The 20290-nt window shown below is 66.5% G+C and carries 19 protein-coding genes and 3 tRNA genes; 15 read left to right on the top strand and 7 right to left on the bottom strand.

Going from position 1 to position 20290, the window contains the following annotated elements:
- Nucleotides 1-108: 108 nt before the first annotated feature.
- Nucleotides 109-1533: a sugar porter family MFS transporter gene (locus tag SriyCCGPB3_RS07900; protein ID WP_164162700.1), complete on the bottom strand. Its 1425-nt coding sequence runs from the start codon at nucleotides 1531-1533 to the stop codon at nucleotides 109-111.
- 193 nt (nucleotides 1534-1726) lie between these two features.
- Here SriyCCGPB3_RS07900 and fdxA point away from each other — a divergent pair, with 193 nt between their 5' ends.
- On the top strand, nucleotides 1727-2050 hold the full coding sequence (fdxA, locus tag SriyCCGPB3_RS07895) for a ferredoxin FdxA (protein ID WP_005409054.1): 324 nt from the start codon (nucleotides 1727-1729) through the stop codon (nucleotides 2048-2050).
- A 190-nt stretch (nucleotides 2051-2240) separates the two neighbouring features.
- Here fdxA and SriyCCGPB3_RS07890 read toward each other — a convergent pair whose 3' ends face one another.
- Together SriyCCGPB3_RS07890 and dapA are read right to left on the bottom strand one after the other, a co-directional pair.
- A complete protein-coding gene (locus SriyCCGPB3_RS07890; protein WP_110711909.1) occupies nucleotides 2241-2756 on the bottom strand; it encodes a hypothetical protein in 516 nt (171 codons plus the stop codon).
- 32 nt (nucleotides 2757-2788) lie between these two features.
- The gene (gene dapA / locus SriyCCGPB3_RS07885; protein ID WP_110711908.1) at nucleotides 2789-3682 is read right to left on the bottom strand and encodes a 4-hydroxy-tetrahydrodipicolinate synthase; all 894 of its coding nucleotides are present in this window, start codon (nucleotides 3680-3682) and stop codon (nucleotides 2789-2791) included.
- Nucleotides 3683-3846: 164 nt separating this feature from the next.
- On the opposite strand from dapA, the gene SriyCCGPB3_RS07880 reads away from it, so the two are divergent.
- The 10 genes from SriyCCGPB3_RS07880 to SriyCCGPB3_RS07835 all read left to right on the top strand — a co-directional run bounded on the left by SriyCCGPB3_RS07880 (nucleotide 3847) and on the right by SriyCCGPB3_RS07835 (nucleotide 9796).
- Entirely contained in the window at nucleotides 3847-4407 is a 561-nt protein-coding gene (locus tag SriyCCGPB3_RS07880; RefSeq protein ID WP_005409051.1) for a glycine cleavage system protein R, read from the top strand.
- 79 nt (nucleotides 4408-4486) lie between these two features.
- Nucleotides 4487-4966, top strand: a complete 480-nt coding sequence (locus tag SriyCCGPB3_RS07875; protein ID WP_049434212.1) for a peroxiredoxin — start codon at nucleotides 4487-4489, stop codon at nucleotides 4964-4966.
- 84 nt (nucleotides 4967-5050) lie between these two features.
- Complete coding sequence (locus SriyCCGPB3_RS07870; protein WP_010484287.1) at nucleotides 5051-6451, top strand: PhoH family protein; 1401 nt, start codon at nucleotides 5051-5053, stop codon at nucleotides 6449-6451.
- The gene (locus SriyCCGPB3_RS07865) at nucleotides 6448-6954 is read left to right on the top strand and encodes a hypothetical protein (protein WP_032128845.1); all 507 of its coding nucleotides are present in this window, start codon (nucleotides 6448-6450) and stop codon (nucleotides 6952-6954) included. The genes SriyCCGPB3_RS07870 and SriyCCGPB3_RS07865 overlap by 4 nt, the downstream gene beginning before the upstream one ends.
- 12 nt (nucleotides 6955-6966) lie before the next feature.
- A complete protein-coding gene (locus tag SriyCCGPB3_RS07860; RefSeq protein ID WP_153855140.1) occupies nucleotides 6967-7635 on the top strand; it encodes a YoaK family protein in 669 nt (222 codons plus the stop codon).
- 106 nt (nucleotides 7636-7741) lie between these two features.
- Nucleotides 7742-8551, top strand: a complete 810-nt coding sequence (thiD, locus tag SriyCCGPB3_RS07855; RefSeq protein WP_110711906.1) for a bifunctional hydroxymethylpyrimidine kinase/phosphomethylpyrimidine kinase — start codon at nucleotides 7742-7744, stop codon at nucleotides 8549-8551.
- Entirely contained in the window at nucleotides 8548-9474 is a 927-nt protein-coding gene (locus tag SriyCCGPB3_RS07850) for an alpha/beta hydrolase family protein (protein ID WP_350260056.1), read from the top strand. Before thiD ends, SriyCCGPB3_RS07850 begins: the two co-directional genes overlap by 4 nt.
- Nucleotides 9465-9541: transfer RNA gene (locus SriyCCGPB3_RS07845), tRNA-Arg, on the top strand. The genes SriyCCGPB3_RS07850 and SriyCCGPB3_RS07845 overlap by 10 nt, the downstream gene beginning before the upstream one ends.
- Nucleotides 9542-9610: 69 nt before the next feature.
- Nucleotides 9611-9687 (top strand) — tRNA-Arg (locus SriyCCGPB3_RS07840).
- A gap of 32 nt (nucleotides 9688-9719) precedes the next feature.
- Nucleotides 9720-9796, top strand: a tRNA-Arg gene (locus tag SriyCCGPB3_RS07835).
- Between the two features lie 610 nt (nucleotides 9797-10406).
- On the opposite strand, the gene SriyCCGPB3_RS07830 is transcribed toward SriyCCGPB3_RS07835, so the two are convergent.
- Nucleotides 10407-11327, bottom strand: a complete 921-nt coding sequence (locus SriyCCGPB3_RS07830) for a LysR family transcriptional regulator (RefSeq protein WP_153855142.1) — start codon at nucleotides 11325-11327, stop codon at nucleotides 10407-10409.
- Between the two features lie 140 nt (nucleotides 11328-11467).
- Between SriyCCGPB3_RS07830 and SriyCCGPB3_RS07825 the strand changes: the two genes are divergently transcribed.
- Nucleotides 11468-12169 carry a pirin family protein gene (locus SriyCCGPB3_RS07825; RefSeq protein WP_012510689.1) on the top strand — a complete coding sequence of 234 codons (702 nt, stop codon included), beginning with the start codon at nucleotides 11468-11470 and terminating at the stop codon, nucleotides 12167-12169.
- 52 nt (nucleotides 12170-12221) lie between these two features.
- Here the strand turns inward: SriyCCGPB3_RS07825 and SriyCCGPB3_RS07820 are convergent, their stop codons facing one another.
- Together SriyCCGPB3_RS07820 and SriyCCGPB3_RS07815 are read right to left on the bottom strand one after the other, a co-directional pair.
- Nucleotides 12222-14426 carry a TonB-dependent siderophore receptor gene (locus SriyCCGPB3_RS07820; RefSeq protein ID WP_350260055.1) on the bottom strand — a complete coding sequence of 735 codons (2205 nt, stop codon included), beginning with the start codon at nucleotides 14424-14426 and terminating at the stop codon, nucleotides 12222-12224.
- A 147-nt stretch (nucleotides 14427-14573) separates the two neighbouring features.
- A complete protein-coding gene (locus SriyCCGPB3_RS07815) occupies nucleotides 14574-15269 on the bottom strand; it encodes an alpha/beta hydrolase (protein WP_153855143.1) in 696 nt (231 codons plus the stop codon).
- A 184-nt stretch (nucleotides 15270-15453) separates the two neighbouring features.
- Between SriyCCGPB3_RS07815 and SriyCCGPB3_RS07810 the strand changes: the two genes are divergently transcribed.
- Nucleotides 15454-16593 carry an MFS transporter gene (locus tag SriyCCGPB3_RS07810; protein WP_350260361.1) on the top strand — a complete coding sequence of 380 codons (1140 nt, stop codon included), beginning with the start codon at nucleotides 15454-15456 and terminating at the stop codon, nucleotides 16591-16593.
- Between the two features lie 84 nt (nucleotides 16594-16677).
- Here SriyCCGPB3_RS07810 and SriyCCGPB3_RS07805 read toward each other — a convergent pair whose 3' ends face one another.
- Nucleotides 16678-17829 carry an alpha/beta fold hydrolase gene (locus SriyCCGPB3_RS07805; RefSeq protein ID WP_110711901.1) on the bottom strand — a complete coding sequence of 384 codons (1152 nt, stop codon included), beginning with the start codon at nucleotides 17827-17829 and terminating at the stop codon, nucleotides 16678-16680.
- Between the two features lie 183 nt (nucleotides 17830-18012).
- Between SriyCCGPB3_RS07805 and SriyCCGPB3_RS07800 the strand changes: the two genes are divergently transcribed.
- Together SriyCCGPB3_RS07800 and SriyCCGPB3_RS07795 are read left to right on the top strand one after the other, a co-directional pair.
- Entirely contained in the window at nucleotides 18013-19359 is a 1347-nt protein-coding gene (locus tag SriyCCGPB3_RS07800) for a c-type cytochrome (protein ID WP_350260054.1), read from the top strand.
- The gene (locus tag SriyCCGPB3_RS07795; protein WP_153855145.1) at nucleotides 19356-20282 is read left to right on the top strand and encodes a c-type cytochrome; all 927 of its coding nucleotides are present in this window, start codon (nucleotides 19356-19358) and stop codon (nucleotides 20280-20282) included. The genes SriyCCGPB3_RS07800 and SriyCCGPB3_RS07795 overlap by 4 nt, the downstream gene beginning before the upstream one ends.
- Nucleotides 20283-20290: the final 8 nt, after the last annotated feature.

Below are 20290 nucleotides of genomic sequence, written 5' to 3'. Positions count from 1 at the left end.
CGAGCAAGGCGCCATCGAGCCCCCATGGATGGGTTTACGGCGTGTCCTGGATCGGCTGGCCTGCAGCCTCCCCACGGAGAAAGGAGGCGCTGAAACACAGGCCGGCCGTCAGCCTTCCATCTGCTCCAGCTCCTTGCCCTTGGTCTCGCGCACGCAACGGACCACGAAGAAGATCGAGAGGATCGCAACGACAGCGTAGATGCCGTAGGCCCCGGCCAGGCCGATGCCGGCCAGCAGCATCGGGAAGGTCACGGTGATCGCGAAGTTCGAGGTCCACTGCGCCGCGCCGGCAACGGCCAACGCCGGGCCGCGGATCTGGTTCGGGAACATCTCGCCCAGCATCACCCACATCACCGGGCCCCAGGACATGTTGAAGAACACCACGTAGACATTGGCGGCGACCAGCGCCAGCCGGCCCATGCCATCGGACAGCTGCAGGCGTCCATCGACCAGGCTGCCGCTGGCAAACGCCACCACCATCAGTACCAGCGCCACCGACATACCAACCGAGCCGATCCACAGCAGCGGCTTGCGCCCGATGCGGTCGATCAACAGCACCGTCAGCAGGCAGGCGCCGATGCTCAGCGCGCCGGACAGCACGTTGATCAGCAGCGCGTCGCTTTCCGAGAAGCCCACCGCCTGCCACAGCACCGCGCCGTAATAGAACACCACGTTGATGCCGACCAGCTGCTGGAACATGGCCAGGCCAATGCCTACCCAGAGGATCGGGCGCAGTCTGCCGGTGGCTTTGCTGCGCAGGTCGCTGAAGCGCGGCTTGTGCTGGTCCTGGGCCAGGCTCGCCTCGATCTCGGCCTGCTTGGCCGTTGCGGCGCCCTCGCCATACAGCCGGGCCAGCACCGCCCTCGCCTGCGCCTGCCGCCCCCTCAGCACCAGGAAGCGCGGACTCTCCGGAATCACCAGCAACAACAGCAGGAACAGCCCCGACGGCAGCGCCTGCATCCAGAACATCCAGCGCCAGGCCTCATGGCCCAGCCACAACGGCTCGGTCGAGGCGCCGGCGGCGCGGGCCAGCAGGTAATTGCTGAGGAAGGCGGCGAACAGGCCGCAGATGATCGCCATCTGCTGCACCGTGGCCAAACGCCCGCGATAGCGCGCCGAGGCCACCTCGGCAATGTAGGCCGGCGACATCACGCTGGCCGCGCCTACGGCGAAGCCGCCGAGCACGCGGGCGGCGATGAACAGCCAGGAAGCATGGGCGGCACCGGCGCCCAGCGCCGAGACCAGGAACATCAGCGCCGAGACGATCAGTACACCGCGACGCCCCAGGCGGTCGCCCAGCCAGCCCGCCAGGAAGGCACCGATCGCGCAGCCCAGCAGCATCGAAGCCACCTCGAAGCCCAGCGCGGCCTCGCTGGAGTTGAAGGCCTGGCGCAGGCCATCGACCGTGCCATTGATGACACCACTGTCGAAGCCGAACAGGAAACCGCCGAGGGTGGCCACGCAACTGATCAGGACAATGAACGCAGTGTTCTCGCCGCCGTGGGAGGCGGCGCCGGACTGGGCTTGGGGCATGGGCAATCCTGCTGGGAAGGGGTTTCGGCCGCCAGGGCAGCCGACGCTCCCGCAGCGTCGCACAGGCCGCGCCATGCCGCCAATATCCGCCACGGCCGCGCCTGCCAGACGCCCGTTTTCGGCCCCCGCGCCGACACCGGGGGCCAACCTGTTCTAGAATTGTCGGGTTCAGGAATCGATCCACCCCCAGCCCATGCCCTTTGTCGTCACCGAAAACTGCATCAAGTGCAAACACACCGATTGCGTGGAAGTGTGCCCCGTGGATTGCTTCCACGAAGGCCCGAACTTCCTGGTGATCGACCCGGATGAGTGCATCGACTGCACCCTCTGCGAGCCGGAGTGCCCGGTCAACGCGATTTTCCCCGAGGACGACGTCCCCGCCGGCCAGGAAGGCTTCGTTGCCCTCAACGCCGAGCTGGCGAAGGAGTGGCCGGTGCTGACCGTGCGCAAGGACCCGCCCGCCGATGCCGGCGAATGGGACGGCAAGCCGGACAAGCTGAAGCTGCTGGAGCGCTGAGAAGCGCCTGCTGCGGCAACGAGAAAGGGCGCCCATGGCGCCCTTTCTCGTTGCTCGGCAGATACCAACCGCGCGATCCGGCAGGTGCCAACCGCAAGATCCGGTAGCTGCCAACAGCAAGATCCGGTAGGTGCCAACCTTGGTTGGCACAGAAGCGCCGACCAAGGTCGGCCTCTACCAGAGGCAGCCCTTACTGGGCCAGCTTCGCCTTCAGCGCGGCGATCAGCTTCACCGGTGCTTCGGCGGTGGCCGGCAGGCCACGCGGGTCGACCGCGGAGATGTAGGCGCCGGCATCGACGGCAACCACGCGAACCAGGAAGTTGCTGCCTTCGTAGGCCACATCGTACGAGCCGAGCAGCTGCGCGCGGCTGGCGATGGTCACACCCGCCACGCCTTCCAGTGCGGTACCGACCTTGGCGAAGGCTTCATCCTTGCCGCCGGCAATGGTGAAACCGGTGTTGCCCACGGCCGGAGCCGCAGCCGCAGGCGCGGCCGGCTTGGTTGCCGAGACCAGCGCCGGCACCTTGTTGTCACCGGTGGTGGCCGGCAGGTTCAGGTCCGGCGGCACTTCCAGCGGACGCATTTCCGGGGCCAGGGCGTAGTCGCCCTTGACGCCACGCTTGAAGCAGCCGGTGGTGCCGGCGGCGACGGCCACGGCAAGCAGCGCGTAGGACAGCACGCGGACGGTGGAAACGGATTGACGCATGTGAATCTCCTGGGTCAGACCAAGACGGAAGGTCAGTGGCTGGAAAGGGCTTCGAGGGCGGCGATGTCGCCGGCAAGATGATCGGCCGCCGGATGGTGCGCCGCCGACAGCGGCAGCAGCGGCAGACGCAGGTCGTGACCGATGCCGATGCGACGCAGCAGCGCCTTGACCGGAATCGGGTTCGGCTCAACGCCGCAGAAATCATGGAACGGATGCAGGCGCGCATCCCAGGACTCGGTGGCTTCGTGATCGTGGGCGGCAGCCAGCTCGCACATCCGGCGGTAGGCGCCGGGCAGCACGTTGGAGCCGACCGAGATCAGGCCATCGATACCGGCCCGGATCGAGCGCGCGGCCGTGCCGTCATCGCCACTGAGCACCGCGAACTTCGGGCTGCGCAATGCCAGCAGCGCCTGCACCCGGCCGGTGTCACCCACCGCTTCCTTGATGCCGACGATGTTGGGATGGCTGGCCAGCTCGGCCACGGTCTCCGGCTGCATGTCGCACCCGGTACGGCCGGGCACGTTGTACAGCACGACCGGCAGCCCGCCCTGGTCGGCAACTGCGCGGTAGTGCGCGATCAGGCCAGCCTGGGTCGGCCGCACGTACGGCGGGGTGACCACCAGCGCGTGGCTGGCGCCAAGCGCGGCGGCACGGCGGGTCTGTTCGATGGTCTTGGCGGTGCCCGACAGGCCGGTACCGGCCATGACCGGGATGCGGCCGCCGATGCGCTCGACCGCGCTGGCCAGCAGCAGGTCGTACTCGGCATCGGTGAGGGTCGCTGCTTCACCGGTCGAGCCGGCTACGACAACGCCATGGACGCCACCTTCCAGTTGCAGATGCAGCAGGCGCTGCCAACCGTCGGGATCGAGGGCACCGTCGGCCCGGAACGGGGTCGCCAGCGCGGTGATGAGGCCGGAAAGGGACAAGGACGTGCTGCTCTTGGCTGGGAAGGGAAAACGCCCGCCACGAAAGGCCGGGGGCGACCTGAATGTTACTTGCGGCGCGAAAGCACGGGCAAGTATGCTGGACACCGGTGGATCCCCGCCTCAGGCGGGCATTCAGACTAACGCATGCATTACCCGGAATCGCCTTGACCGACACCACCCCGCGCCCCGCGCCGAGCGAAAACCACCTCCTGATCAACGCCTACACGACGCATCCGGAGTCCCCTCTGCTGTCCGTCACCCGCCGCATTGCCGACAGCGGCTGCAATCTGGTGGACGCACGCCTGGCCACGGTCGGCCGCGATGTCTCGGTCACCGCCCTGGCCACCGGCTCCTGGGACTCGGTAGCCAAGCTGGAAGCGATGCTGACCCGGCTGGAGCGCGAAGAGGGCCTGAAACTGGTCTGGTACCGCACCGCCGCCAAGCAGGCGCAGTCCAACCTGCTGCCGTACATCGTCGAAGTGATCGCCGCCGACAAGCCCGGCATCCTGTTCCAGCTGGCCGATTTCTTCGACCGCCAGGGCATCACCATCGAGAACCTGCAGAGCACGCGCTACCGCGCCATGCAGACCGGTGCGGAAATGTTCAGCGCGCAGGTCACCATTGGCGTCCCGGCCAACATGCACATCGCCGCACTGCGCGACGACTTCCTTGAATTCTGCGACCACCTGAACCTGGACGCGATCATGGACCCGATGAAATTCTGATTCTTCGCGCGCCTCTCACGGGCGCGTGGCGTTTCATGCAATTGTCGTAGAAAGAACCCAGGCTCGACAGAAGGACCTCATGAACAACGGCGATACCCTGGACAGCACCACCCTCTCCCTGCCGCTGGCGCTGTCCGGTGGCGAACAGGCCACCCTCGGCGACTACGCCGGCCACTGGCTGGTGCTGTACTTCTACCCCAAGGACAGCACCCCCGGCTGCACCACCGAAGGCATCGACTTCAACGCACTGCTGCCGAAATTCAAGAAGGCAGGCGCGGTGGTACTCGGCGTCTCGCGCGACTCGGTGAAGTCGCACGACAACTTCTGCGCCAAGCAGGGCTTCAACTTCCCGCTGGTCAGCGATGGCGACGAAGCGCTGTGCAGCGCCTTCGACGTGATCAGGATGAAGAACATGTACGGCAAGCAGGTACGTGGCATCGAACGCAGCACCTTCCTGATTTCCCCCGACAGCCGCATCGTGCAGTCCTGGCGCAAGGTCAAGGTTGCCGGCCATGCCGATGCCGTTCTCGCCGAACTGAAGGCCTCCCAGTCCAAGTGAGTCCCACTGCCTACTGTGTCTGCCATCACCCTGCCCCGCGGCAGGCCGTGGTGGTTTTTCCCTGTCCGTAACCAGGAATCGACGATGACCCGAGGCAAGCGCATCTACGTGCTGGATACCAACGTGCTGATGCACGATCCCACCGCGCTGTTCAAATTCGAGGAGCACGACGTCTACCTGCCCATGCAGGTGATCGAGGAGCTGGACAACGGCAAGAAGGGCACCTCCGAAGCGAGCCGCAACGCCCGCCAGGTGAGCCGCTTCCTCAACGAGCTGGTGCAGGAATCCGGCCTGGACAACCTGGCCGACGGCATTCCGCTGCAGCGTCCCAATGGCCTGCAGCTGCGCGGCAAGCAGAGCGCCGGCAAGCTGCGCTTCCAGACCAGCCATTTCGACGCCGGCAAGAGCTTCGGCAAGGTCATTCCGGACAACGCCATCCTCGGCGCGATCCTGGCGCTGAAGGAGGAAACCCCTGACCTGCCGGTGGTGTTCGTTTCCAAGGACATCAACCTGCGGATCAAGGCCGCGATCGCCGGCATCGTGTCCGAGGACTACGAGAACGACCGTGCGCTGGACGATTTCAGCCTGCTCTACACCGGCGCCACCGAGCTGCCGGAAGACTTCTGGAAGCGCCACGGCGATGACCTGCGCAGCTGGAGCGACAAGGGCCGCACGCATTACGAAATCCTGGCCCAGGATGGCGAGGAGTGGTACCCGAACCAGTACGTCTACCTGCCTGGCGAAGATGAAGTCGAGCTGCGCGTCAGCCGCGTGGTCGGCGACGGCAAGGTGGTGCTGTCGCTGGTCGATGATTTCCGCCACGGCAGCCACGCCGTGTGGGGCATCAGCGCACGCAACCGCGAGCAGAACTTCGCGCTCAACGCACTGATGGATCCGGAGATCGACTTCGTGACGCTGCTGGGTACCGCCGGCACCGGCAAGACCCTGCTGGCGCTGGCCGCCGGCCTGGCGCAGACGATGGACCAGCAGCGCTACCGCGAGATCATCATGACCCGCGCCACGGTCAGCGTCGGCGAGGACATCGGCTTCCTGCCCGGCACCGAGGAAGAGAAGATGACGCCGTGGATGGGCGCACTGACCGACAACCTGGAAGTGCTCACGCACAACCAGGAAGGCGGCACCTGGGGGCGCCAGGCGACCAACGACCTGCTGGCCAGCCGCATCAAGATCCGCTCGATGAACTTCATGCGCGGCCGCACCTTCCTGTCGCGCTACCTGATCCTGGACGAGGCGCAGAACCTCACCCCGAAGCAGATGAAGACGCTGATCACCCGTGCCGGCCCCGGTACCAAGATCGTCTGCCTGGGCAACGTCGAGCAGATCGACACCCCGTACCTGACCGAGACCACCTCGGGCCTGACCTACGCGGTGGATCGCTTCAAGAACTGGCCGCATAGTGCGCACATCACCCTGCGCCGAGGCGAACGCTCACGCCTGGCCGATTACGCTTCGGAGGTGTTGTGAACCGCTGCACCCGCCTGCTGCTGCCCACGGCTGCGATCGCCCTCGCAGCCGTCCTGGGTGCCTGCACCACCACGCGCGGCCCGGCCAGCGTGCCGACCGCCGAGCGTACCGGCCAATCCTGGGTGGTCACCCGCCCGATCATCGCCGCGCAGGTGCTCGATACCTGCTCGCGCCCCAGTCCCGGCCGCGAGGCCGGGCGGGTCAGTGGTTACTGGGCGCCCAGCCGGCAGCAGATCGACCAGCTGGAAGCGCAGCTGTCGTCGCTGGAATCACAGGTACCGAAGGTGCTGGACTTCGACCGCCAGTACGTCGGCATCGAAAGCGCCGGCAAGCGTCTGATCTACATCAACGCCTTCCATCTGCCCGACGACAGCGGCATCAACCCGGCACGGGAAGCGATCCGCGTCTGTGACGGCGGCACGCAGTTCTGGGGCGCGGTATTCGACCCGGCCAGCAACACCTTCAGCGAGCTGCAGTTCAACGGCGGCTTCGGCGGGCCCTGAGGGGCCCCGCCGATGGGAATACGCCTGCCCACCTGGGTCTGGATCGGCGCGGTCGCGCTCTCGTGCGTGGCCGGCATGGTCAACGTGGTCGGCTTCCTCGGTTTCGAGCACCAGGCGGTCAGCCACATGACCGGCAGCACCAGCCAGCTCGGCATGGCGCTGGCCCAGGGCGACTGGCGCGCAGTCGGCCATCTATGGGGACTGTTGATCGCGTTCTCGCTGGGCGCGATGCTCAGCGGCCTGCTGATCCAGGACAGCGCATTGCAGCTGGGCCGCCGCTACGGCGTCGCGCTGGCGCTGGAATCGGCACTGCTGCTGGTGGCCATTCCGCTGTTCGAACAGCATCAGATCTGGGGCGCACTGGCCGCCGCCATGGCCTGCGGCCTGCAGAACGCGATGGCCACCACCTTCAGTGGCGCGGTGGTGCGCACCACCCACCTCAGCGGCATGTTCACCGACCTCGGCATCGGCCTGGGCCACCTGCTGCGTGGACTGCCGCTGCAGGTACGGCGGCTGACCCTCAGCGGCCTGATCATCAGCGGCTTCCTCGGCGGCGGCATCATCGGCGCCTGGTTGTTCATGCGCTGGCAATACGACGCCCTGCTCGCCCCCGCCCTACTGACCGGCCTGACCGGGCTGGGCTATGTGCTGTACCAGCAGTGGGCGCGCTGGCGGCATTGAGGGCCGCACTCCAGGGGTCAGATCCCTTTTCCTGCGGAAAAGGGATCTGACCCCATCTCCCGCATCGACGCTACCGTCTTTGCGGTGACCACGGCACAATCGCCGGATGAGCCCGACCACTCCCGTTTCCGCCCTCACCATCGCCGGATCCGACTCCGGCGGTGGCGCCGGCGTCCCCGCCGATCTCAAGGCCTTCGCCGCGCACCGCGTGCATGGCCTGGCCGTGTTCGCTGCACTGACCGCACAGAACACCCGTGGCGTCACCGCCGTGCACGTGCCACCAATCGCATTCCTGCAGGCGCAGATCGAAGCCTGCTTCGATGACTTCGACATCCATGCCGTGAAACTCGGCATGCTGGCCAACGCCGAAGTGATCCATGCCGTCGCCGATGCCCTGGAAAAGCATCGTCCGCCGCACGTGGTGCTGGATCCGGTGATGGTTGCCACCAGCGGCGCGCGCCTGCTGGAGGAGAATGCGCTCAAGGCCATGCGTGAACGCCTGCTGCCGCTGGCGACGCTGGTTACACCGAATACGCCGGAAGCAGAACTCCTGATCGGCCGGAAGATCGGCAACGGCGATGACGCCGAACAGGCTGCCTCCGCCCTGCTCGATCTCGGTGCCGGTGCGGTGCTGCTGAAAGGCGGCCACCTGCAGGAAGGCAACCGCGTGATCGATCGCTACTTCGACGGCGTCAGCAGCGAAGAATTCATTCACGCCCGCCTGCCGCTGGACGCACATGGCACCGGCTGCACGCTGGCCTCGGCCATCGCCGCGCAGCTGTGCAACGGCCTGAGCCTGGCCAATGCCTGCGAAGCCGGCATCGACTACGTTGCGCGCGGCCTGCAGCAGGGCTACGCGCCTGGCCGCAGCGAGGTGCTGGTGCTGGATCACTTCGGCGCGGCACCGCACGCATGAGTCTCGCACCGGACGTCATTGCCGTGCAGTGCACTGATGGCCATCGCTACGAAGTGATCGCCTGCGTGCCCGCACAACCCATCTTGCGCCTGCTGTGGCTGCCGGCGCTGGGCGTGGCCGCGCGCCACTACCTGCCGCTGGCGCAGGCGCTGGCGGCGAAGGGCGTGGCGGTGTACCTGCATGAGTGGCGCGGCAACGGCAGCAGCTCGCTGCGCCCGTCGCGCACGCAGGACTGGGGCTATCGCGAAGTACTCGAGCAGGATCTGCCAGCCAGCCAGGCCGTCCTGGCCGCAGCGGATGACGAAGCCGACGCCCTGCCCTGGATCATCGGTGGACACAGCCTCGGTGGGCAGCTGGCCTGCGTGCATGCCGGCCGCAACCCGCAGCACTTCAACCGGCTGTGGCTGGCGGCCAGCGGCTCACCGTTCTGGCGTGGCTTCCCACCACCGCGCGGCTGGCTGCTGCCGCTGGTCTACCGCTTCCTGCCGTGGCTCGCGCAACGCCAGGGCGTGCTGCATGGTCGCCGCCTCGGCTTCGGTGGCACCGAAGCACGCGGACTGATCGCCGACTGGGCGCGCGTGGGCCTGAACAACCACTATGCCGCGGCCGGCATGGACGAAGACCTCGATGCGCAGATGGCGCGCGTGCATGGCAGCGCACAGGCGGTGTTGATGGAACAGGACTGGCTGGCACCGATCGGTTCGATGCAGACGTTGCTGGCGAAACTGCCGAATGTGGCCGCGCAACTGCGCGTGCTGTCCGCGCAGGAACTGGGCACGCGCGCCGACCACTTCGCTTGGCTGAAGGCCCCGAACGCCGTGGCTGACAGCTTTTTCATTCAGTTGGATGAAAATTTTCACAAAACTGTTGACGGTACGCGCCGACATCCGCATAATTCCGCTCCTGTCGCAGGGCGCCCGTAGCTCAGTTGGATAGAGTACCTGGCTACGAACCAGGCGGTCGGGAGTTCGAATCTCTCCGGGCGCACCACTCGACAGGTTTTCAGCATCCGCCGCTGGAAATGCAGTAAAATTAAGCAGTAAGTTGATTGTGTACCGCGCGCCCGTAGCTCAGTTGGATAGAGTACCTGGCTACGAACCAGGCGGTCGGGAGTTCGAATCTCTCCGGGCGCACCATACACAGTCAGCACAACAAGTTTATGTAATTGGCGCCCGTAGCTCAGTTGGATAGAGTACCTGGCTACGAACCAGGCGGTCGGGAGTTCGAATCTCTCCGGGCGCACCATTACACCGAAACAGCAGGCCTCGGCCTGCTGTTTTTTTATGTGTGTTTTTCGGCAGGGCTGCGCCCTGCACCTGCAGATGCTTCAAGCCAAGGCAACGGCAACAGCAACAGCAAAAGTTGGCATTCCGTGGGTTGGCGGGGCGGCATGGACAGGCAGGACACGCCGTAAACCCATCCATGGGGGCTCGATGGCGGCATCCATGCCGCCAACGGTCCTGCCTGCCCATGCCGCCCCACCTCTGACAGATTTCCGCGATCTGGTAGATCCACGCCATGCGTGGATGACTCCATCGGAATCGAATATTTCGACAATTGATCGAAAAGCATCCACGCATGGCGTGGATCTACTGTGTCGACCAAGGTCGACACCTACCAACAGCGGTCCATGCCGTTCCGACAGATCGCGGAAAACTGTCGAAGGCGGGGTGGGTCCGGTTGCGGGGGCGTGAGCCGCATGGATGCGGCGACCGAGCTTACATGGACGTACTTGCAGCGGCCCCCGCAACCGGACCCACCCCGCCATCCCACAGGAAACCAGCTTCTGCTGTTGCTGTTGCTGTTGCTGTTGTTCTGGATCGTAGCGGGTGCAGGGCGCAGCCCTGCCAAACCCCTACCCTTTGGCCATTGCCTGCCACCACTGCGACAGCAGCTCCGGCCTGCGCAGGCGCTCTCGCCACCAGCGCAGTGCGGCACCATCCTCGCCGGTGCGCCAGGCCAGCCAGAAGGTCTCTTCCGGCTTGTGCTCCTCCACCTCACGGATCACCAGCTGGCCACGCGCCACCGCCGCGCGCGCGCACGGCTCGGGCAGGAAACCGAAGCCCACGCCTTCGCACTGCAGCTTCAGCTTGCTGGCCATGTCCGGCACCGTCAGCATCTCCTGCCCCATCAACAGGCCGACCGTGCGCGGCAGCAGCCGTCGCGCCGAATCGGAGACCGCGATCGCGCAGTGTTCGACCAGCTGCTCGCGACCGAGCACACCCGGCACTGCAGCCAACGGATGGTCGGGGGCGACCGCGAACACGAACTCCACCGTGCCCAGCGGCTCGACCACGTAACCGCCGCCGCTGGGACCCTCGCCCGGCGCACCGACCAGCAGGTCGGCACGGCGGTCCAGCAAGGCCTCCCAGGTACCGGACAGGGCCTCGCCGATCAACCGCAGCCGGGTCGGTGCCTCGGCCTCACGAAACGCGGCGATGTCCGGGCCGAGCAGCCAGGTCGGGAACACCGAGTCCACCGCCAGGGTCAGTTCGGTCTCCCAGCCCGACGCCACCCGGCGCACCCGCAGTTCCAGCTCCCGGGCCGCGCGCAGCAGGTGCCGTCCTTCGTCCAGCAGCGCGCGGCCAGCCTCGGTCGGCTCGGCGCGCGGGCCGACCCGGTCGAACAGCTGTACGCCCAGGTCCTCCTCCAGCTTGGCCACGGTGTAGGAGATGGTCGAAGGCACCTTGTGCAGGGCCTTGCCGGCACCGGCGAACGAGCCGCGGCGGTCGATGGCGTCCAGGATCTGCAGGGCATCGAGGCTGAGCTTGAGCATTCGAATTTTTCGATGATGACTGTCAAAACTATCCGTTTTTCAAACCCCGGGCGCAAGCGGATACTTCTCTCCAACGGGGAAACACAGAGGCTACCGGCCCACCCCGCCCCATCGAAACCATCGAACAAGGAGATTCCATCATGCTGCAGATCCGCAAGAGCGCTACCCGTGGCCTGGCCGAGCATGGCTGGCTGTCCTCGCGCCATACCTTCTCCTTCGCCAACTACTACGACCCCCGCTACGTCAGCTTCGGACCGCTGCGGGTGATCAACGAAGACAAGGTGATCGGCGGCCAGGGCTTCGGCACCCACAGCCACAGCAACATGGAGATCGTTTCCTATGTGCTGGGCGGCGCGCTGGAGCACAAGGACTCGATGGGCACCGGCTCGGTGCTGCGCTACGGCGACGTGCAGCGCATGAGCGCCGGCAGCGGTGTCAGCCATAGTGAATTCAACCACTCGGCCGACGAGACCGTGCACTTCCTGCAGATCTGGATCTTCCCGGACGCGGAGAACATCACGCCGTCCTACGAGGAGACCCACTTCGCGCCAGAAACCAAGCGCGGCCAGCTGCGCCTGATCGCCTCGCCGGACGGTGCCGACGGTTCGCTGCGCATCCACCAGGATGCCCGCATCTTCGCCACCATCCTCGATGGCGGCCAGAAGCTGCACCACGCCCTCGGCAACGGCCGTGGCGCCTATGTGCAGGTGGCGCGTGGCCAGCTGCAGGTCAATGGCATCACACTGGAAGCCGGTGATGCACTGCAGGTCAGCGACGAAGCGCAGCTGACCCTGGAAAACGGCAACGACGCCGAAGTGCTGGTGTTCGACCTGCCGCTGTAACGACAACGCCCGCGATGCCGAAAAGCATCGCGGGCGTATGTGTAGAGCCGCGTCAGAACCTGTAATTCAAGCTCAACCGCACGTTGCGCGGCTCACCCCAGGTATAGGTGCTGTACCAGCTGAAGATCGTGTAGTACCGCTTGTCCAGCAGGTTGTTGACGTTGAGCGTGGCCGACAGGCGATCGTTGAATTCATAGCGCGCCATTGCATCGAGCAGCCAGTAGGGTTGGGTGCGATGCACCACCTTGGCCTGCGTGGCCGGGTTGGTGATCTCGCCGAAAGTGGAATCCTGCCAGCGCGCACCACCGCCCAGCGTCAGGCCTTTCCAGTCGCCACGCAGGCGATAGCTGGTGTGCAGGCTGAACTGGTTTTCCGGTTCCAGCGTGGTGACCTTGGCACCGGCCTGGCGGGCGATCTTGTGCGAGAACCCACCCTGCACCTGCCAGCCTTCCGCCAGCTGGCCAGACATTTCCAGCTCGTAGCCCTTGGTACGCACGCCCATCAGCGCGCGATAGGCATCCTGCCCGTCCGGTGTCTTGCCGCCGGTGGGCTGGGCAAAGTTGTCCTGGTCGAGCTGGAACAGCGCCGCACTGGCGTTGAAGCGCCCATCGAGGAACTCGGCCTTCAGGCCCATCTCGTAGCTGCGGCCTTCCAGCGGATCCAGTGCCTTGCCCTGCTCGTCGCGTTCGCTATGCGGTTTGAAGATGGTGCTGTAGCTGGCATACACCGAATAGTGCTCACCGAGGTCGTAGACCACACCGGCATACGGCACGAACACGCCGGTCTCGCGCGTGTCCGGCGAGCGGTAGCTGGCCAGGCGGCTGCCCACGATCACCTTCAGTGGGTCGGCCACGTCGAAACGGCCGACCACGTACAGGCCGTTCTCACGCGTCACTTCGTTGTTGCTGTAGCTGCGCTGCCACTCCGGCTCGGGAATGTCGCCCTGCCATGCGCGGTAGTCGGGTACTTCTGTCGGGTAGCCCGGCTGCGGCGAGTAGCCGGTATTGGTCCAGCGCTTGCGCGAGGCACTGCCACCGACCACCAACTCATGCTCGCGGCCGAACAGGCCGACATGACCGCTCAGGTAGAAGTCGGCCGCGTTGCTGACGGTCTTGCCAACGTACTTGCCCAGCCACAACGAAACCCCTTCACCAGTGATCGGATCGGGATTGCCACCGGCCGCCCCCGCCAGCGCCGCGTCGTAGCCGTTGACCTGATGGTTGAGCTGCAGCTTGGCAATCCAGTCATTGCTGAACGTATGTTCCAGCGTGGCGAAACCGGTTCGCACGTACTGGCGCCAGCCACTCCAATGGGTGCCGTTGTTGAACGAACGCGGCATGTCGTTGAAGTTGCCCTGGCTGTCCAGCAGCGGGATGCCACCCCAGGTCGAGCCCTTCGGGTCGCTGTCCATCGCATCGCCACCCACGGTCAGCAGGGTGCGTTCGCCCAGATCGGCTTCCAGCACCGCGTAGCCCACCTTGCTGGTGCGCTGGTAGAAGTCGAGATTGGAATGCTTGTCCTGCCACGCACCGACCGCGCGTCCGCGCACACGCCCATCGGCGGTCAACGGGCCACCCACATCGATCTCGGCACGATAGTCATCCCAGCGGCCGACACCCAGCGTCGCACTGCCGGCGAATTCCTTGCCCGGCTTCTTGCGCACCAGGTTGATGGTCGCGCCCGGATCGCCCATGCCGGTCAGCAGGCCAGTTGCGCCCTTGAGCACTTCGATGCGGTCATAGATCGCGGTATCGCTGAGCGTGTTGCCCGCCGAATAGGCCGAGTCACGCGACATCGGGATGCCGTCGTACTGGAAGTTCTGCACGGCGAATCCACGTGCGTAGTACTCGGTGCGCTCGCTGTCGTAGGTGACGATGCTGATGCCCGGGGTCACCCGCATCACGTCATCAATGCCGTTCAGGCCAAAGTCGTCCATCTGAGCGCGGGTAATGACGCTGATGGTCTGTGGGGTCTGCCGTGGCGTCAGCACCAGGCGGGTGGCGGTGGCGATGGTGCCGGGCGTGTACGCGCCGCTGCCCTCGGTGATGGTGCCGAGCAGATTGGCGGTGACCTGCACGGTCTGCAGGGTCTGCGATGCCGGGGCCTCGGCAGCCTTGTCCGGCTCGGTGGCGGACTGCGCGGCTGCGATGCCGCTGCTGGCCAGTGCAGTGATCAGCAGGCCCTGGGCAAGCGCCTGCGGCAACGCACGGCGACGCGGCAAGGGGGACGGAATACGGGCATCAGGCACAGACAGCACGACGGGACCTCCACGATCGGGTGGGATCCTCTGGCGGCGGCTGGAGGGAAGACGGGGACGCGGCCGGATGGCCGCAGGCGCAGGAGTGTACTCCCCTGCGCCCCGGCTGTCGTGCGATGTGCTGTGGTGCGGCGCGCTGCCGCAGGCTCAGCCGCCGATGGCGGCGCAGGCCTCCAGGATCAGCGCGGTCACGTCCTTCGGCTGCGAGGCCAGCGAGGCATGGCTGGCATCCAGCTCCAGCAGTCGTTTGGGCTGCATGCGCGTGGCCATGGCCCTCTGGTTCTCCGGCGCGATCATGCGGTCGTGGCGTGACAGCTGGTACCAGCTCGGCCTGTGCTTCCACGCCGGGTCGCTCACCGCATCACCGAAGGTGCTGGCCAGCGGTGCCTTCTGGGTCACCGCCATCACCCGGCCCTCGTCTTCGCTCAGATCCTGGCAGAAGCTCTCATGGAACTTGTCCGCACGCAGCCACAGGTAGCCATCGCTGTCCGGTGCCAGGTTCGGCGCCGCCTCCGGCAGGTGCTGCTGGGTAATGCCACCAGGGCTCTCGCCGGCATCAGGCGCGAAAGCGGCGATGTAGACCAGGCCCTTCACGTTGTCCTCGTTGCCAGCCTGGCTGATCACCGCGCCGCCATAGGAGTGACCGACCAGCAGCACCGGCCCGCCGATCTGCCGGATCATTTTCCGGGTGCGTCCTGCATCATCAGCCAACGACGTGAGCGGCAGCTCCACCGCCTGCACACGATCGTGGCCATTGCGATGCAGTTCCAGGATCACCTTGGCCCAGTGTGCGGCCCCGCCCCAGAAGCCATGGACGAGGAGGATGGTCGGTGTCGTGCTCATGTACAGGTCTCCGGCAGCGGGCGGCGGAATGCCGACCGTGCAGCCACTGTCCGTGGGCGACGTTAATCGCCAGTGACGCGATCGGGTCACTGCATTCGTATGCGTCACCCGATGTCACGCATGGCACTTGCCGAGCCGTCCTGAAAACGTTTTCATGGACACCCCCTGGAGCTTCGCACCGCGCATGACGCCTTCATCCCCACGTGCCCAACAGCACGCCACCCGTGCCGCCTTCTTCATCCCTGGATTCGCCACCGCCGCATGGGCGCCGATGGTGCCCTATGCCAAAGCCAAGGCCGGGTTGTCCGATGCCAGCCTCGGCGCGGTACTGCTGTGCCTCGGCCTGGGCTCGTTGCTGGCGATGCCGCTGGCGGGTGCGCTGACCGGGCGGCTGGGGTGCCGCCGGCTGCTGGTGGCCACCTGCGCGATGGTGCTGCTGGCACTGCCACTGCTGGCGCTTGCCCCCTCGCCTTTCGCGCTGGGTGCTGCCCTGTTCGTGTTCGGTGCCGGCGTGGGTGCGATGGACTGCACGGTGAACATGCAGGCGGTGGCGGTCGAACGCGACGCCGGGCGCGCGATGATGTCCGGCTTCCACGCCTTCTACAGCGTCGGTGGTTTCGTCGGTGCCGGTTGCATGACGGGCCTGCTGATCCTCGGCACTCCACTCTGGCTGGCCGCGCTGGTGTCGGTGGCGGCACTGCTGCTGGTGGCAGTGCTGTCGGCACCGCACTGGCGCCCACAACGGATCCTGCATGAAGGCCCCCTGCTGGCACTGCCGCATGGCGTGGTGCTGTTCATCGGCGTGCTGGCCTTCGTGGTGTTCCTCGCCGAGGGCTCGATGCTGGACTGGAGCGCGGTGTTCCTCGCCGAAGTGCGGCAGGTGCCACGTGACCAGGCCGGTGCCGGCTTCGCACTGTTCACCCTGGCGATGACCGCGATGCGCCTGTTCGGCGACGGCATCGTCGAGCGCCTCGGCCGGACCCGCACCCTGGTCTTCGGCGGCATCACCGCGGCTGCGGGATTCACCCTGGCGACGCTGGTCCCATCGTTCCCGGTGGCGCTGGCCGGCTACGTACTGGTCGGGCTGGGCTGCGCCAACATCGTGCCGGCGCTGTTCTCGATGGCGGGCCAACAGCGGGTGATGCCGGAGAGCATCGCCATCACCGCGGTCACCACGCTGGGGTATGCCGGCATCCTCGCCGGTCCGGCCGCGATCGGCGCACTCGCACACGCCACCAGCCTCGGCTTCGCCTTCCTGTGCGTGGCCGCGTTGCTGCTGGGCGTCGCCGCGTCGGCGCGCTCACTGGCACGACGCCTGCCCTGACAGAAAAAGGGGACGGAGGGGATTAAGTCGTTTCTGGCCCAGGTGTGCGGGAAACGACTTAATCCCCTCCGTCCCCTTTTTTGTTCAACCGCGCGTTGGAGCCTTCACCGGCAGGTTGGTGTCGTGCACCAGCCACTCGGCCTGGGCCGGCAGCTGTGGTGCCGGGCACGCGCTCTGCGGATGGTGCTCGTCGCGCGCCATCCAGTCATCGACCACGCCCGCCAGCAGGTCCAGTCGCAGCGGCAGGGTGATGTGGTCCTCGCCGCGCATCTCGATGTAGTGCGCGCGCGGATTGGCCTGGGCCAGTTCGCGGCCCTGGCTGACCGGAATGTGCTGGTCGCCCTGCCCGTGCAGCAGCAGTACGCAGGCGCGGGTATCGGCCAGCGCGCGCGCCACGTCCACGCGGTCCAGGTCAACATCGATGCGGCGGCTGGCGGCGGCGATCACCTGGTTGATGTCCTGGCCGCCGTAGCGCCAGCGCGCGTACGACGCCACCGCCTGCGCCTTCAGGCCTTCCGGCTGCAGTCCCATCAGGTGCGGGATCATGGTGCGGATCGCCACACCGGCATTGGCGAACGATTCCATCGCCACCACGCCTTCCACCTGGTCGCCCAGCTTGTCGGCGGTGAACACCGCCGTGGCCGCGCCGTAGGACACACCGAACAGGTACAACGGACCGGTCACTTCACCGCGTGCACGCAGCTCACCGATCACATCAACCACGTCATCGGATTCGTAGGTGCCGTATCCGGACGGACCGGCACCGGACTGGCCATGGTTGCGCAGGTCCAGGGTGATCACGCGGTAGCCGGACTCGGCCAGCTGCAGCGACCACGGCAGCATCGAATCACCGTTCATCATCCAGCCGTGCAGCAGCACTACGGTGCCGCGCGGCGTCTGCGCGCGGAACGGCTGCGGCACCGCCAGGCTCAGGCCGGTATCCAGCGGCAGGCCGTTCTCATGGCGCTGCGGCAGGTAGTGGTAACGCGCGCCGTAATCGCCGGGATCGAACACACGCCAGAAGATCGGCACGCCATCGCGGCCCGGCGCGAAGCCATGGCGGTTGGGCAGTTCGGCGATGGCCGCGGCAATGCGCGGGCGATCGAGCAGGGTCGATACGCCACCCGGCGCGATCAGCCGATCGGCGAGCGAGGTGGACGAGGCATTGATCGAGGACGAGCATGCAGCCAGCCACAGGCCGGCGCACGCCAGCAACAACAGCAGCAGGCGCTTCATGGGCAATCGGGGAAAAGGTGCGACAGCGTGGCAGGTTAGCGACGCGGGCGTGGGTCATCTATCGCGCGCGGATGACGGCTTGATGACAACGCAGGAACGATTCAGCTTGGTGTACAAGCTGTATCCGTTCAGTCATTGATCCGGATCAATGAACGCGCGCGCGGGATTGCCCACAGTGCCGCCATGCGCACCTCGCTCAAGCTCGCCATTGCCCTGGCCGCCACGTTGGCCGCCGCCTACGGCATCGCCCGCACCACGCCCTACTGGTTCGCACCGCGACAGACGGCGCAGGTCGACATCCACGATCCGACGCTGATCGCGCAGGGACAGTACCTGTCGCGCGCCGCCGACTGCGCCGCCTGCCACACTGCGCCGGGCGGCAAGCCGTTCGCCGGTGGCCTCGGTATGCAGACGCCGATGGGCACGATCTACTCGACCAACATCACGCCCGATCCGGACACCGGCATTGGCGCCTACGACTACGCCGACTTCGAGCGCGCGGTCCGTCGCGGCATCCGTCACGATGGGCAGCCGTTGTATCCGGCAATGCCGTATGCCTCATACGTGATCGCCAGCGATGCCGAGATCAAGGCGCTGTACGCCTACTTCATGGGCTCGGTGCAGCCGGTGAAGCAGGGCAACGCCGACAGCACGATCCCTTGGCCGGCCAACATGCGCTGGCCACTGGCCTGGTGGCAGCTGCTGTTCGCACGCCCGCGCACGTTCAACCCGGATCCGTCGTTGGATGCAGGCCAGCAGCGCGGCGCCGAACTGGTGGAAGGCCTGGCCCACTGCGGTGCCTGCCACACGCCACGTGGCCTGGCGTTCCAGGAAAAGGCGATGGCCGATGATGGCAGCCGCCAGTTCCTGTCCGGCTCGGTGCTCGAAGGCTGGTACGCGAAGAACCTGCGCAACGAGTCGACCGGCCTCGCCAGCTGGAGCGAGGGCGAGATCGTCGACTTCCTGCGCACCGGACGCACCGATCGCTCCGCGGCCTTCGGTGGCATGGCCGATGTGGTCGAGCACAGCACCCAGTACCTGTCCGACGCCGACCTGCTGGCGATGGCCCGCTACCTGAAACAGCTGCCGGCACGCGAGGGCCGCAACGCACAGTGGTCACCGGGTACCGACACCACCACCGCCGCACTGCGCAGTGGCGACTATCGCGTGGCCGGCTCGCTGGCCTATGCCGAGCACTGCCAGGCCTGCCATCGCGCCGACGGGCGCGGCATGCCCCGCGTCTATCCGGCCCTGGCCGGCAACTCGATCGTGTTCGCCGATGATCCCAGCTCGCTGGTACAGGTAACCCTGATCGGCGGCCGCACGCCGCATACCCCGCACGACCGCATGGCCTTCACCATGCCCGGCTTCGAGCAGCTGCCGAATGCGCAGCTGGCACAGATCCTGACCTTCATCCGCAGCAGCTGGGGCAACCAGGCCAGTGCGGTGAGCGAGGTCGACGTGGCGCGCATGCGCAGGGTGGTGCGTGACAAGCCGGTGCACTACGTTCCGCAGGAGGCCGCACGATGAAACGTTCGCGCAAACGCTCCCGCCTGCTGGTCGGCAGCGTGGTCACCCTCATGCTGCTGGCCGGTGCCGGCACCCTCGCCTATCGCCATCTGTACCCGGACCTGGATGCTGCCGTAGCCAGCACGATCGATATCCTCGATGCGCAGGGCAAGGTGGTCGGGCACTACCACGCGCCCAGCGCCGAAGAAATCGCCGGGCTGGGCAATGCAGAATCGGTGATGCTTGGACGCCGCATCCTCAACGAGACCGCGCGCCTGCTGCCGGACAACGTCGGCAACGATCTGAACTGCAATTCGTGCCACATGGCCGAGGGCAAGCGACCGTTCGGCAACCACTACTTCAACACCGGCGGCGGCGCCTATCCGCGTTACATGCCGCGTCCGGGCAAGGTGATCGGGCTGACCGAGCGCATCAATGGCTGCCTGCAGCGCTCAATGAACGGCAAGCCGCTACCGAAGGACTCACCGCAGATGCGCGCGATGCTCGACTACATGGCGTGGCTGAGCAGTCCCGTGCCAGACGGTGCAAAGGTGGCCGCCCCCAGCGAGGGCCCCATCGACAGCACGCTGACCCCGGACCCGATCCGTGGCCAGGCGCTGTACGCCGTGCAGTGTGCCGCCTGCCATGGCGACAACGGCGAAGGCCGGCGCGATGCCAGCGGTGATATCGCCTTCCCGCCACTGTGGGGCGACCACAGCTTCAACATCGGCGCCGGCATGGCGCGCCTGTACAAGGCGGCCGGTTTCGTCAAGCACAACATGCCGCCGGCGGTGACCCGCGAGCCACCACTGGGCCAGCAGGTGATGCCCGACCAGGATGCGGTGGACATCGCCAGCTACTTCATCAACCAGCCGCGGCCGGACTTCGCCAACAAGAGCAAGGACTGGCCGCGCGACCCGAAACCCAAGGACGCGCGGTACTGAGGAGGGCG

Source organism: Stenotrophomonas riyadhensis, assembly GCF_040256885.1.
Taxonomy (GTDB): Bacteria; Pseudomonadota; Gammaproteobacteria; order Xanthomonadales; family Xanthomonadaceae; genus Stenotrophomonas; species Stenotrophomonas riyadhensis.
The sequence above is the reverse complement of the archived record's forward strand: the minus strand, read 5'-3'. Positions and strand labels throughout refer to the sequence as shown.